Raw genomic sequence first — 13982 nt, 5'->3', positions numbered from 1 at the left:
CCTTAAATATAAGCTAATACTAAGACAACAAGGCTAATTACCCCAGTAATGCCCCAGAACACTTTTTTCACGAAGTTAATTGGTAAAAATTGTCCTTTAACCATAATTGGCATTGCTTGTGGTGTCATTTCAAACAAGGTTGCAGCATGATAAAGAATGGCTGCTAATGAAATGAGATTGAAGACAATCACAATTGGATTTTGTACGAAGCTAACAAAATCTGTTGCAAAAGTGCCTCTACCTAAAGTAATCACACCATAAAATAAGACTAGGCTAAACCAAACCGTTGGGATTGAGGTTGCTTCACGCACCATATACATTTTGTAAAATGGTAGTTTTTGCCACCAATTTGCTTTCATTTCACGCACATAGACTTTGCGTTTTGTTGTTGCTGTCATATTTCCCCCTAGCCTTTTGGTTTGATCATTGAAATTACATAATCTTTTGCACTTTCCAATTTACCTTGGTTAATTGCAGATGCCGGCCCTACATGTTTCGGACACACTTCTGAACAATAACCCACGAAAGTACAACTCCAAACACCGTTTTTACTGCTTAACAGTTTCATACGCTCTGCACGGCCATTATCACGGTTATCTAAGTTATAACGATGAGCAAGCGTTAATACTGCAGGACCTAAGAATTCAGGATTTAAACCAAACTGCGGACAAGCGGCGTAACATAAACCACAGTTGATACACATTGAGAATTGACGATATTTCTCAAGCTGTGCAGGTGTTTGTTTGGTACGACTTTTCTTCAATTCCGCATCCGGTGCCGGATTTCCTGAAAGCGCTGGTGCTTTATTATCAATGATGTAAGGTTTAATCGCTTCAAGGCTATCTAAGAAGTGGCTTAAATCCACAACTAAATCGCGCTCAATTGGGAAGTTTTGTAGTGGCTCAATACGCATATGTCCGCTGTAATCACGTAAGAACGTTTTACAAGCTAATTTTGGTTTGCCATTTACCATCATCCCACATGAACCACAAATTGCCATACGGCAAGACCAGCGATAAGAAAGCTCAGGTTGTAACTCATCTTTAATATAACCGAGTGCATCTAATAATGAAGTTTGGCTATCATAAGGGACTTGGTATTTGTCTAAATGCGGTTCGCTATCCACTTCAGGGTTGTAGCGTAACACTTCGACGGTCATTGTATTTACATTTGCCATTTTGTTACCCTCCATTATTTTGCAGCCTGAGCCGCTTTTTTCGCTTTTTCTTGTGCTTCAGCTTCTGCACCGTAAACACGTTTTGCCGGTTGTGATTTCGTGATTTTTACATCGCTGTATTTAATTGTTGGTTTACCTTCTGCATTATAGAAAGCTAATGAGTGTTTTAAATAATTCACATCATCACGCTCTGTCGCATCTAAACGTTGGTGCGCACCACGAGATTCTTTACGTTCAACAGCAGAACATGCAATAGATTGCGCTACATCTAAGATGAAACCTAATTCAATTTTATAGAGTAAATCCGTGTTAAATACGCTTGATTTATCTTTCACGCTCACACGTTTATAACGTTCTTTAAGCTCTTCAATTTTGTTGACGGTTGCTTCCATACTTTCTTGTGTACGATAAATACCGCAACCTTCTTCCATTGAATCACCCATTTCATTACGAATTTGTGACCAAGATTCGTTACCTTCTTGATTAGCTAACGCATGTAAACGCGCTACGATATCTTGTGCTTGTGCATCAAGGTGTGCTTGGTTTGCAGGTTTAGCTTCTGAAGCACGACGAGCAGCATTTTCACCTGCCACCTTACCGAACACGACAAGCTCTGCTAATGAGTTAGAACCTAAACGGTTTGCACCGTGTAAACCAGAAGATGCGCACTCACCTACTGCGAATAAACCTTTAATTGAGGTTTCTGCATTAATGTCCACATCGATACCGCCCATGGTGTAGTGAACAACTGGACGAACCGGAATCGGTTGATGAACTGGGTCAACCCCTTCATATGCACGTGCTAACTCACAAATAAACGGTAAACGTTCGGTTAAGTGTTTTTCCCCTAAATGACGTAAATCTAAGTGCACTACATCCACGCCTTTAGCGGTTTTTAATGTGTTGCCTTTACGCCACTCTTGCCAGAATGCTTGAGAAACTTTATCACGTGGGCCTAATTCCATGTATTTATTTTCTGGTTTGCCCACTGGAGTTTCAGGGCCTAGACCATAATCTTGTAAGTAGCGATAGCCATCTTTATTGACTAAGATACCACCTTCACCACGACAACCTTCGGTCATCAAAATGCCAGTGTTTGGTAAGCCTGTTGGGTGATATTGAACGAACTCCATATCACGTAATGCAACACCATGACGATATGCCATAGATAAACCATCACCTGTTACGATGCCGCCATTAGTATTGAAACGATAAGTACGGCAACCACCACCTGTTGCAATAACAACTGCATTTGCATTGATTTGAACTAATGTACCTTCCATCATATTCATTGCAACACAACCGCGCGCTTCGCCGTTGTCAGTTAGAATATCAAGTACGAAATGCTCGTCAAAACGGACGATATTAGGATATTTAATTGAAGTTTGGAAAAGTGTATGTAAGATGTGGAAGCCTGTTTTATCTGCCGCGAACCAAGTACGCTCAATTTTCATCCCACCGAAACGGCGAACGTTAACATCACCATCGTCTTTACGGCTCCAAGGACACCCCCAACGCTCCAATTGGGTCATTTCCACTGGGGAATGCTCAACGAAATATTCTACGACATCTTGTTCACATAACCAGTCGCCACCGCCCACGGTATCGTTAAAGTGGTTATCAAAAGAGTCGGTGTCTTTAATGACCGCTGCTGAACCCCCTTCTGCCGCCACTGTATGGCTACGCATTGGGTAAACTTTTGAAATTAACGCAATTTTAAGGTTCGGATTTGCTTCCGCTGCTGCAATCGCAGCACGTAAACCGCCACCACCGGCGCCGATAATTGCTACATCAAAATTAACACTTTGCATATTCACTCCAAAAAATTGAACTTCACGTTTAAGAATTAGTTCTATTCTGCCACTAAAATGAGCTTTCGCGCCCCATTTATTACATAAAAAGAGGTGTTTTCTGATCTACCTCAAAATTGACTTTGTGTATTAAGAATCGCTCTCAATAAATTACGCATGACTACTTCATATGCACCTTACGATAACGTTTTCTTAACATTCTTGTTACTATATCTTTATTTTAAAAAATAAAATGTGATCCGTTTCACACTTATTAAATTTGTTCAATTTTTCGAATTAAATCTAATACTTCAGGCAGTGTTGTCACGCCTTCTCTATCTAAAAAATGGCCGCCTGTAGGCAAGCACAAATAACTTGCTTGTAAGTTTTCTGCTAAACGCTGGCTAAATTCCGCAGGCACAATGCTATCATTTCTCGCTGCAATAACGTGGCACTGACTTGGCACGCAAGCGGTCAGATTTTGGAAAAAATTTGCAAACGCATCTAATTCCGGCAAATGTGGTAATTTTTCACCAAAACCCGAAACTAAAATCAATGCCTTAATCGGTTTCTGCGCTGTTGCGAGAAAATTTAAGCTCGCAATACAGCCTAAACTATGCCCGATAAGAATTGTTTCAGGCGTAAGAACAATTTCTTGCTGATGATGTGCTAACCACGCTTCAGGCGTCGGATGTTCGCTATCTGGCATATTTAACCGCTTACAAGGAATGCCTAACTTAGCCAGTTCTTCCTCTAACCAAGGGAACCAATGCTTATTCCCGTTTGCGGTATAACCATGCGTAATAAAAACTTGGGTCATAATTACCTCCATATTTAAAATATTCGATGTATTAAAAAACTGCGCTTCTCTTTCAGCCAACTATGATGCCTTGCACAGCCTTAAATCAGTAAAATTCTCGCAAAATTCGACCGCTTTCCCATATGAGATATTGGTTATTAGGTCGCCTTCAGCTAAACTAGCGAAACCGAACTTTCGGTTTTTCTAATTCTAATAAGGAACTTTGAATGAAAAAATTATTAGCAACATTATTTACCCTTTGAGCAGTCTCTGTGGCAGTTGCCAAAGAGGTGAATTTTAAATTTTTAGGGACATCAGATGTTCACGGTCGTATCGTACCATGGTCTTATGGTGCAGACGTGGAAGACAAATCTGGCTCTTATGCGCAAATTGCAACTTACGTGAAAGAAGCTCGTAAAGCTCATCCAGATCTTATCTTGGTTGATATCGGTGATGCGATTCAAGATAACCAAGTTGAAGTATTCGCTAAAACTGAAAAATACTACAAAGATAACCCTGTGCCGAAAGTATTAAATGCTATGGGCTATGACATTTTCATTTTAGGTAACCACGAATTCAACTTCGGCATGACCGCATTAGATGAAATTTTAAAAGATATTAAAGCAAAAATCTTAACCGCGAACTTCTACTACAAAGACAGTGGTAAACGCTATGTTGAGCCAACTACTATTATTGAAAAAGATGGTGTGAAATTAGGAATTATCGGTTTAAGTACACCAATGTCGGCAAAATTTGAAGAAGATACCGGCAACTTAAAAGACATGAAATTCAGCTCACCAACTGAAGAAACCAAAGAGCAAATCAAAGCATTAAAAGAAAAAGGTGTAGATGCGATCGTCGTATTAGCTCACATGGGTATCGAAAACGAAAATAACATTCCAGATACTGGTGTAGCAGACTTAATCAACAATGTCGATGGTATTGATGTGATTATTGCAGGCCATATGCACAAAAACGTGTCTTCTGAAACCATTAAAGAAACGGTAATCACTGAACCACACCGCTACGGTACTGTAGTTTCTGAAGTAGATTTAAGCTTTGATGTGGATAAAGACGGCAAAGTGAAATTAGTTTCTAAACAAGCGAAAACCGTGCCTGTAAAAGATTACGAAGCGGATGCACAAATCGTTGAAATCTACAAACCATACCACGAAGAATTACGCCGTCTAAACAACGTAAAAATCGGTGAAACGGCAATTGATATGGTGCCACAAGAGAGAAAACACGGTGTTTCAATTGCGTTCTCACAAGATACGGGTTTATCTTCATTCATTACCGATGTTGAGCGCCACTACAGCAATGCCGATGTTGTTTCTTTCGCATTCGACCACGAAAAAGCGCGTATGGATAAAGGCGATATCAAGAAAAAAGACATCATCTTTAACTACCGCTATGCAGGTGGTGATGTGACCGTATATGAAGTGACTGGTAAACAACTTAAAGAGTACATGAACTGGTCAGCTGATTACTTCGATACCATTCAACCAGGTGATACTGAATATCGCTATAACGCAGAACGTAAAAAATCTAAATATGTTACCTTCGATATTTTCGGTGGCGTGCAATATCAAATTGATTTACGTAAACCAAGCGGCGAAAAAATTGTTGATCTGAAATTAGCAGATGGCACACCTGTGACTGACGATATGAAAATCAAACTAGGTATGAACTCTTACCGCTTCGGTCAATTAACCAAAAAAGGGGGTATTTGGGAAGGTCAACAAATTCCTGTACTTTGGGAATCTAAAGTGGCAATGGGCCGTGAAAAAGGCACTATCCAAAACATGATGATCGACTACATCACTAACGTGAAAAAAGGCAAAATTGAAGGCGTGTCTCATAACCGCTGGAAATTAGTTGGTTTAGAGTAAAACAAGGCAAAATATGACGGATTACGCGATTGGCAAATTGCTCGATAACGACCAAAAAGGTTACCTTGCCGTAGATAAGCTCCTCGAAGCCGAGGGGCTAAAACGCGATCCGAATCTAGACTACACCTGTGCAGTTTATGATGAAGAAGGCGACATTGTGGCAACCGGTAGCTGTTTTGCCAATAGCTTGCGCTGTTTAGCTGTTTCCCAACAACATCAAGGTGAAGGGCTAATGAACATTGTCGTCACACATCTGATTGACGAACAGTTCGCACGTGGCAATCCGCATATTTTTCTTTATACCAAATGCGATACGGCAAAATTTTTTGAAAGCCTAAGTTTTCATGAAATCACCCGTATTCCAAATCAAATTGTCTTTATGGAAAACAAGCGGTCAGGTTTTGCAGATTATTTGCAAAATCTCACCGCTTGCAGCCCAAAAATGCAACCTAACCAACGCATTACAGCCATTGTAATGAACGCAAACCCATTCACACTTGGTCATCAATTTTTAGTTGAACAAGCAGCGCTAGAAAATGATTGGGTACATCTCTTTATTGTTAGTGAAGATCAAAGCCTTGTCCCATTTTCAGTCCGAAAAATGCTCGTACAACAAGGTGTTTCACATTTAGCAAACGTAATTTGCCATGACAGCGGCGATTACATTATTAGCAGCGCAACTTTTCCAAGTTATTTCCAAGAAAATGAAAATGCCGTCATTGAAAGCAATGCCTTGCTTGATCTAGAAATTTTCAGCCAAATCGCAAAAACGCTTGGTATTCAACGCCGTTATGTAGGCGAAGAACCTTTTAGCCGAGTGACTCATCTCTATAACCAAATCATGCAGCAAAAACTACCTGAACATGGCATTGAATGCGTAGTCATTCCCCGCCAAAGTAGCGCTAACCAAATCATTAGCGCCTCCAAAGTGCGTCAATGCATTAAAACAGGCGATTTTGCTCAAGTGCAAAAAATGGTGCCAGCTAGCACTTATGATTATTTCATGAGTGATGCCGCGCAACCTGTCATTTCCCGTATCCAGCAAACGGAACAAGTAGAACATTATTAGCATCTACGAAATCAAACAAAAAAGGGGATGATTAACTCATCCCCTTAACTTTTGCCATTTTAACTCTTAAGCATTTGGATAACGTGTTGCTTCTTCAGGATCAGGTTCTCCGGTAATGCGGTTACGTAAATCGCGACGAATAACCTCAATTGTCCAGAACCAGAAAATATGACCGACTAATTCAGAAATGTGCTCATATAATGGCCATTCTGCGACTGGTGGTGTTAAACCAAGCGCAGGGAAAGTAATGTAGTGTACGCAGATGTTTGCGATGATACCCGCGCCGATACCTTGCCAGAATTTAATTTTCGGGAAGATTTCAGCCACGATGCAATAACTGATTGCGAAAACTAATGAGAAAATCATGTGCGTTACACCAATCCAGTTAAATGCATGATCAGCAAAAGTGAATGCTGCTTCTGTTGGATCAATACCTAGATAATCACGTAAGAAAACATGCGGGGGGTTTAAGAATGCGCGCGAACAAACTTCTAATGCTTGTGATGGGTCTTTACATGCCGCGGTGAATAAATCGAGTGGGCTACGTGGTGGGAATGGGTGTTCAGCACCCCATTTTACGAATGCAGAGATAATCCCTGCCACAATACCAACAAATACCGCTATACCATAGCGACGTTTAGATGCTTCTGTGAATAATGCCATAATTACATCCTCTTTTATCAATTGAAGTATTTTGAAACAGCGTTACGAACCGTTTTCAATTTCAATTTTACGGAGGTTTTATGCCTTAATCAAACTTGAATTTGCACAAAAAGACAATCTTTACATTAGCTGACAACAACTCATTAACCTTTATCACAAGCCAGCAACATTCACCGCGTGATTAAGCGCTAATTTCTCAATGCAAACGTTTGCGTTATCCATTATAATAGCCAAGATTATCATCTCAAACACAACTCAAAGGTACCCGTATGTTTCAAACTTTTCGTGGCTCACCCGCCCTTTCTGAATTCCGTATTCAAGGCTTAATGCAAAAATTCCAACAAAATCAATTACCGGTAAAATCTGTTTACGCGGAATATTTGCATTTTGTGGAATTAAATCGACCGCTTGTTAGCGAGCAAGAAGCTAAGTTAAAAGCATTGTTACATTACGGCCCAACCTTGGCAGAGCATGAAGCCAAAGGCGAAACCTTTATCGTGATTCCACGCGTTGGCACGATTTCTTCTTGGTCTTCTAAAGCAACGGACATTGCGCATAACTGTGGTTTAAATGAAGTAGAGCGCATTGAGCGTGGTTTGGCATATTATTTTGAGTTAAGCCAACCGCTTGATGAAAAAACAACAGAAAAATTAACCGCACTTTTACATGACCGAATGATGGAAACCGTGGTGCGCAATCCGCAAGATGCTGAGATTTTATTCCGCCATCAAGATCCGAAACCGTTTAAAACGGTGGATATTTTAAAAGGCGGACGTGAAGCCTTAGTGACAGCCAACGTAGAATTAGGCTTGGCACTGGCAGAAGATGAAATTGATTATTTGGTGGAAAACTTCACCCAATTAGGGCGCAATCCGCACGATATTGAACTTTATATGTTCGCGCAAGCCAACTCTGAGCACTGCCGCCATAAAATCTTTAATGCGGATTGGATTATCGATGGCAAAAAACAGGATAAATCCCTGTTTAAGATGATTAAAAATACCTTTGAGAAAACCCCTGATTTCGTGCTTTCAGCTTATAAAGATAATGCTGCGGTAATGGAAGGCTCAAAAGTCGGCCGTTTCTTTGCGGATCAAGACGGACAATATCGCTATCACAATGAAGATGCACATATCTTAATGAAAGTGGAAACCCATAACCACCCAACCGCGATTTCGCCATTCCCTGGTGCTGCAACAGGTTCGGGTGGTGAGATTCGTGATGAAGGTGCAACGGGTCGTGGTGCAAAACCAAAAGCAGGTTTAACCGGTTTCTCCGTATCAAACCTCGTCATTCCAAACTTTGAACAACCTTGGGAAAATCCACTCTCCAAACCAAACCGTATTGCTTCAGCCTTAGATATTATGATTGAAGGCCCATTAGGTGGTGCAGCATTTAACAACGAGTTTGGTCGCCCTGCGTTATTGGGTTATTTCCGTACCTATGAAGAGAAAGTCAACAGCTTCAACGGTGAAGAAGTGCGTGGTTATCACAAGCCGATTATGTTAGCGGGCGGTATCGGTAATATTCGTGGCGAACACGTTCAAAAAGGTGAAATTCCAGTTGGTGCGAAATTGATCGTATTAGGGGGCCCAGCCATGAACATCGGTTTAGGCGGTGGGGCTGCGTCTTCGATGGATAGCGGTAAATCAAAAGAAGATCTAGATTTTGCATCTGTTCAACGTGAAAACCCAGAAATGGAACGCCGTTGCCAAGAGGTGATTGACCGCTGCTGGCAATTAGGTGATGAAAACCCAATTCTCTTTATTCACGATGTGGGTGCGGGTGGTTTATCCAACGCGATGCCTGAATTGGTGCACGATGGCGAACGTGGCGGTAAATTTGATTTACGCTCCATCCTTTGCGATGAAAAAGGCATGTCGCCATTAGAAATTTGGTGTAACGAATCGCAAGAACGTTATGTCTTAGCGGTTGCGCCAGAAAAACTTGAATTATTTACCGCACTTTGTGAACGTGAGCGTGCGCCGTTTGCGGTCATTGGCGAGGCAACGGAAGAGAAACACTTAACCTTGCACGATAGCCATTTCGACAATAACCCAATTGATTTGCCAATGAATGTGTTATTAGGCAAAACCCCGAAAATGATGCGTGAGGTTTCGTCAAAAACTGTCGAAAATCGACCGCTTGCAACAGAAAATATTCAATTAAAAGAAGCGTTCCATCGTGTATTACGCTTACCGGTGGTGGCTGAAAAAACGTTCTTAATCTCCATTGGTGACCGTTCGGTAACCGGTATGGTGGCGCGCGATCAAATGGTCGGCCCATGGCAAATTCCGGTGTCTGATGTGGCCGTCACAACTGCATCATTAGACAGCTATCACGGTGAAGCCATGGCAATGGGCGAGCGTGCACCAGTAGCGTTATTAGACTTTGGTGCTTCTGCACGTTTAGCGGTGGCTGAATCCATTACTAACATTGCGGGCACCAACATTGGCGATATTAAACGCATCAAACTTTCTGCAAACTGGATGTCTGCAGCGGGTCATGGTGGTGAAGACGCTGGCTTATATGAAGCAGTGAAAGCGGTGGGCGAAGAACTTTGCCCAGCATTAGGCATTACCATTCCAGTGGGTAAAGACTCTATGTCGATGAAAACCACTTGGGAAGAAAACGGTGAGAAAAAATCAGTTACCGCACCGCTTTCTTTAGTGATTTCATCTTTTGCCCGTGTGGAAGATGTCCGCAAAACCGTGACACCACAATTACGCACAGACAAAGGCGCTAGCCGCTTATTGTTGATTGACTTAGGCGAAAGAAAAAATCGCTTAGGCGCGACCGCACTTGCGCAAGTGTATAAGCAATTAGGTGACAAACCAGCTGATGTGGTAAACGTAGCTAAACTGAAAAACTTCTTTGATGCAATGCAAGCATTGGTGGCTGAGCGTAAATTATTGGCTTACCACGATCGTTCAGACGGTGGTTTAATCACCACCCTTGCTGAAATGGCATTTGCGGGTAACTGCGGTGTAGATGTGGATATCTCTGCATTAGGCGATAATGATTTAGCTGTGTTATTCAACGAAGAATTAGGTGCGGTAATCCAAGTATCAGAAAGTGAATTAAGCGCCGTGCGTGAGGTATTAAAAGCCCATGACTTGCTTGGTTTAACGCATGAACTCGGCTCTGTAAGCTCAGAAGATCGTTTTGAAATCACACGAGGCAGTAAAAAACTATTAAGCGAAAAACGCTCTGAATTACGCGGTATTTGGGCAGAACTCACTCACCAAATGCAACGCTTACGCGATAACCCAGAATGTGCTGACCAAGAATTTGAAGCGAAAAAAGCAACAGATAACAAAGGTTTATCTGCTCACTTAACCTATGATGTGAATGAAGATATTGCTGCGCCTTACATCAGCAAAGGCGCGAAACCTAAAGTAGCCGTATTGCGTGAACAAGGCGTAAACAGTCATGTTGAAATGGCAGCCGCTTTTGACCGTGCAGGCTTTGCCGCGATTGATGTTCACATGAGCGATTTAATGACAGGTCGTTACAACTTAAACGACTTCAATGCGATGGTGGCCTGTGGTGGCTTCTCTTACGGTGACGTATTAGGTGCAAGTGGTGGCTGGGCGAAATCCATTTTGTTTAATCCACAATTACGCGATCAATTCAGCCAATTCTTCGCCAATGAAAACACCCTTTCATTAGGTGTATGTAACGGCTGTCAACTTATCTCCACCCTGGCAGAAATTATCCCAGGTGTAGAAAACTGGCCACGTTTCGTACGTAATAAATCAGAACGTTTTGAAGCCCGTGCTGCGATGGTGAAAATCAACGACACCAACTCATTGTGGTTTAAAGGCATGGCAGGTTCACATATGCCAATCGCGGTTGCTCATGGTGAGGGGTGCGTAGAATTCAAAACACCAGAAAACTTGACCGCACTTCAATCCCAAAACTTGATTGTGGCACAATATATCGACAGCCATTTAAACGTGACGGAAACCTATCCAGCCAACCCGAATGGTTCGGCATTAGGGATTACTGCCATTTCTAACGTGGACGGTCGTATTGCTGCAATGATGCCACACCCAGAGCGTGTATTCCGTGCCGTGAGCAACTCATGGTATCCAGAAGATTGGTCTGAAGATGGCGCTTGGATGCGAATTTTTAGAAATGCGAGAGTGAATTTCAAATAATGTGAAATTGATCACAGAAAATTAATTAAAAATAAGAGATACTAAGAAATTGGTATCTCTTTTTTTATTGCATAAATCTGATCAATAAAAAAATGCCAACAATATTAGAGAGTAATATTGTTAATGATTTATATAAAGTATTTATATAAAAATTCTTGGGCATTATGCCTGTTATATCAATTGAACTATATAAGGAGTTCTGAATGAGTGCATTAGTTACATTGCTAGCTAATATTGTTGCGCCATTGCAACGTCAATTTATTAACTTTATCCGCATTGCGATTTGTGTGGTGATGGTTTGGATTGGAGGTTTAAAAGTTTGCCAATATGAGGCAGATGGTATCGCACACTTTGTGTCAAATAGTCCTTTCTTAAGTTTCCTTTACAAAAACGGTGCAAATGAAGTGACAAATGATAAGGGTGTTTTAGTGAAAGAATATACCTTATATAAAAACCCTGAAGGCAAAATGGTCGCAAAAAATATCGAATGGCATAAAGCCAACGGCACCTATACGGCTTCTTATATTATTGGCGCAATCATTGTGACAATTGGTATTTTAGTATTAGCGGGCATTTGGTCTCCAACATTAGGTTTATTCGGAGGCTTACTCACCTTTGGCATGTCGATAGTCACGCTGTCGTTCCTGATATTTACGCCAGAAACCTGGGTGCCGAATTTAGGTGGGGACTTCCCAACACCTAATTATGGCTTCCCATATCTCTCAGGTGCTGGCCGACTCGTGATTAAAGATATTATTATGATGGCAGGCGGCTTAGTTGCTGCAGCAGAATGTGCGAAACGTTATTTAGAGAATAAAAAGCAATTTGCTTAATTAGTTTATTTAAAAGGCTTGCCGGGATAAAAGGCAAGCTTTTTTATTATTAAAAAATTGATGAATCATGTATCGTATATTCCAGTGTAGAGAATAATTCATGCTATCCAAAATGTGAGCACCAAGGATGATTGCTTAAATTCGGGTTTTAGGTATGTTGGGTGTTGTATTAGGATGGTTTTTGATTATATTATTAGGAAATAATTTTTATCCATCTTTCTATTAATAAGGACTATTTATGTCAAAAAGAATTCAAGGGAAAATTAAGAAATTATTGGCGAATAAACGTTCTGGATTTATTCATAAAGTAGAGGGGGTTTCTGAAAAAGATTTTTATTTTATAGAGTCTAATTTAAGTAGTATTAGTTTTGAACAACTATCAGAAGGAATGGAAGTTAGTTTTATTCCCAATATATCTGGTGAACAATGTTATGCGAATAGCATAGAAAGTACGATTCCTATTGATATTCAGCAGAGCCGAATAAAAATAATTAATGTAGAAAAAGAAAGTGGATTTATTCTTAGCGTAGATGGAAAGAGAGATATATATTTCCAAAGAGCTAATCTCATTGATGGATTATCTTTTTCATCTCTAAATAAGGATGATATTGTTTTTTTTGAGATTAGAGTTGGCAAGGATGGCTTTCTATCTGCAATAAATATAAGAAAAGATAATTCATTAGTTGGAGGAAAAACGAATATTACTTTAATGGAAACAATACATAACATCATAAAGACAGTAAGGGATAATGCTAATCTGATTTCAGATCCATATGTCTTTGAAGATTATTGTTTCACAATATTAAAGCTACTAGGGTTGACTGATACATATCAATATCCAAGAGCTAAGCAAGCAGGAAATGCAGATGGTTTCTTTAAAATTAAGGCTCTTGAAGTTCTTTATGATTGTACATTGTCCGAGTATTATCAGGATTACAAAAAAGATCAGATAGAAAATTATATTGCTAGGTTAAATAAGACTCAAATAACTATAGATACTAAAGAGATTAGTCTCAACACAACTAACAATAAGCAAGTGTGGATCATTACTAAAAATAAAACTAGAATAATCAAAGATAGTGATAATATCTTGGTTAAAGAAATATCCTTGAATGATTTGATTGATGTTTTAGAAGAAAGATTAAGTAATTTAAAATATGATAATTTAATGACTAGATTATTAGAGTTAGGAAATTAGCCTTATCAATTAATAAAAAGAGCGGTCAAAATCACAACGAATTTTAACCGCTCTTTTTATTACTTTTACTTACGTATTATTTTTGTTTTTTCAAAAACTCAACGCCAGTATCTGGGAAGTCGGTGAATACACTGGTTGCACCTGATTTATTCAATAACGCATTGTACATTTGATTTACGTCAGTGAAGAATTCAGGTAACGCATCTTTACGCACAGTGTATGGGTGTAATTCCACTTTGTATTGTGCGAATTCTTTCACTACTCAATAACAAGCGGTAAGATTTTTAAAACATTTTGCAAAAGATTGCTTTTCACCTTCTAGTAGAATGCAATAATTAGCCTCTCTCTACAGTAGAATTAAATAACCCTAAAACGCCCCTAAAAAACAAAAACCCCGC

10 protein-coding genes and 1 pseudogene are annotated in these 13982 nt (G+C 40.1%); 5 read left to right on the top strand and 6 right to left on the bottom strand.

Annotated elements, in window-relative coordinates:
- Positions 1–2: 2 nt before the first annotated feature.
- The 4 genes from frdC to HSP_RS0100040 all read right to left on the bottom strand — a co-directional run bounded on the left by frdC (position 3) and on the right by HSP_RS0100040 (position 3787).
- Positions 3–398, bottom strand: a complete 396-nt coding sequence (frdC, locus tag HSP_RS0100055; protein ID WP_007527022.1) for a fumarate reductase subunit FrdC — start codon at positions 396–398, stop codon at positions 3–5.
- Between the two features lie 8 nt (positions 399–406).
- Entirely contained in the window at positions 407–1177 is a 771-nt protein-coding gene (locus HSP_RS0100050) for a succinate dehydrogenase/fumarate reductase iron-sulfur subunit (RefSeq protein ID WP_007527035.1), read from the bottom strand.
- A gap of 14 nt (positions 1178–1191) precedes the next feature.
- Positions 1192–2988: a fumarate reductase (quinol) flavoprotein subunit gene (frdA, locus tag HSP_RS0100045; RefSeq protein WP_007527028.1), complete on the bottom strand. Its 1797-nt coding sequence runs from the start codon at positions 2986–2988 to the stop codon at positions 1192–1194.
- A gap of 253 nt (positions 2989–3241) precedes the next feature.
- Positions 3242–3787 (bottom strand): RBBP9/YdeN family alpha/beta hydrolase, encoded by a 546-nt coding sequence (locus tag HSP_RS0100040; protein ID WP_007527016.1) that lies wholly within the window; start codon positions 3785–3787, stop codon positions 3242–3244.
- Between the two features lie 251 nt (positions 3788–4038).
- Between HSP_RS0100040 and HSP_RS0100035 the strand changes: the two genes are divergently transcribed.
- The gene (locus tag HSP_RS0100035; protein WP_010128067.1) at positions 4039–5658 is read left to right on the top strand and encodes a bifunctional metallophosphatase/5'-nucleotidase; all 1620 of its coding nucleotides are present in this window, start codon (positions 4039–4041) and stop codon (positions 5656–5658) included.
- 13 nt (positions 5659–5671) lie between these two features.
- Positions 5672–6727 (top strand): [citrate (pro-3S)-lyase] ligase, encoded by a 1056-nt coding sequence (gene citC / locus HSP_RS0100030; RefSeq protein WP_010128065.1) that lies wholly within the window; start codon positions 5672–5674, stop codon positions 6725–6727.
- A 66-nt stretch (positions 6728–6793) separates the two neighbouring features.
- On the opposite strand, the gene HSP_RS0100025 is transcribed toward citC, so the two are convergent.
- Positions 6794–7390, bottom strand: a complete 597-nt coding sequence (locus HSP_RS0100025; RefSeq protein WP_010128064.1) for a YagU family protein — start codon at positions 7388–7390, stop codon at positions 6794–6796.
- Positions 7391–7659: 269 nt separating this feature from the next.
- Between HSP_RS0100025 and purL the strand changes: the two genes are divergently transcribed.
- The 3 genes from purL (at position 7660) to HSP_RS0100010 (ending at position 13584) form a co-directional block, all read left to right on the top strand.
- Entirely contained in the window at positions 7660–11553 is a 3894-nt protein-coding gene (purL, locus tag HSP_RS0100020) for a phosphoribosylformylglycinamidine synthase (protein WP_010128063.1), read from the top strand.
- A gap of 203 nt (positions 11554–11756) precedes the next feature.
- The gene (locus HSP_RS0100015) at positions 11757–12386 is read left to right on the top strand and encodes a YkgB family protein (RefSeq protein WP_005697450.1); all 630 of its coding nucleotides are present in this window, start codon (positions 11757–11759) and stop codon (positions 12384–12386) included.
- A gap of 238 nt (positions 12387–12624) precedes the next feature.
- Positions 12625–13584, top strand: a complete 960-nt coding sequence (locus HSP_RS0100010) for a cold shock domain-containing protein (RefSeq protein ID WP_010128061.1) — start codon at positions 12625–12627, stop codon at positions 13582–13584.
- A gap of 76 nt (positions 13585–13660) precedes the next feature.
- On the opposite strand, the pseudogene HSP_RS10785 reads toward HSP_RS0100010, so the two are convergent.
- Positions 13661–13846, bottom strand: a pseudogene (locus tag HSP_RS10785) (glycerophosphodiester phosphodiesterase family protein); the annotation flags it as partial.
- Positions 13847–13982 lie beyond the last annotated feature (136 nt).

The organism is Haemophilus sputorum CCUG 13788 (assembly GCF_000238795.1).
Classification (GTDB): Bacteria; Pseudomonadota; Gammaproteobacteria; order Enterobacterales; family Pasteurellaceae; genus Haemophilus_A; species Haemophilus_A sputorum.
Note: the sequence above shows the minus strand (reverse complement) of the source record. Positions and strands in the feature narration are given on the sequence as shown.

What these genes read in the sequence shown, in the direction of transcription:
- frdC (WP_007527022.1), bottom strand. Translation starts at nt 398, where the DNA reads ATGACAGCAACAACAAAACGCAAAGTCTATGTGCGTGAAATGAAAGCA.
- HSP_RS0100050 (WP_007527035.1), bottom strand. Translation starts at nt 1,177, where the DNA reads ATGGCAAATGTAAATACAATGACCGTCGAAGTGTTACGCTACAACCCT.
- frdA (WP_007527028.1), bottom strand. Translation starts at nt 2,988, where the DNA reads ATGCAAAGTGTTAATTTTGATGTAGCAATTATCGGCGCCGGTGGTGGC.
- HSP_RS0100040 (WP_007527016.1), bottom strand. Translation starts at nt 3,787, where the DNA reads ATGACCCAAGTTTTTATTACGCATGGTTATACCGCAAACGGGAATAAG.
- citC (WP_010128065.1), top strand. Translation starts at nt 5,672, where the DNA reads ATGACGGATTACGCGATTGGCAAATTGCTCGATAACGACCAAAAAGGT.
- HSP_RS0100025 (WP_010128064.1), bottom strand. Translation starts at nt 7,390, where the DNA reads ATGGCATTATTCACAGAAGCATCTAAACGTCGCTATGGTATAGCGGTA.
- purL (WP_010128063.1), top strand. Translation starts at nt 7,660, where the DNA reads ATGTTTCAAACTTTTCGTGGCTCACCCGCCCTTTCTGAATTCCGTATT.
- HSP_RS0100015 (WP_005697450.1), top strand. Translation starts at nt 11,757, where the DNA reads ATGAGTGCATTAGTTACATTGCTAGCTAATATTGTTGCGCCATTGCAA.
- HSP_RS0100010 (WP_010128061.1), top strand. Translation starts at nt 12,625, where the DNA reads ATGTCAAAAAGAATTCAAGGGAAAATTAAGAAATTATTGGCGAATAAA.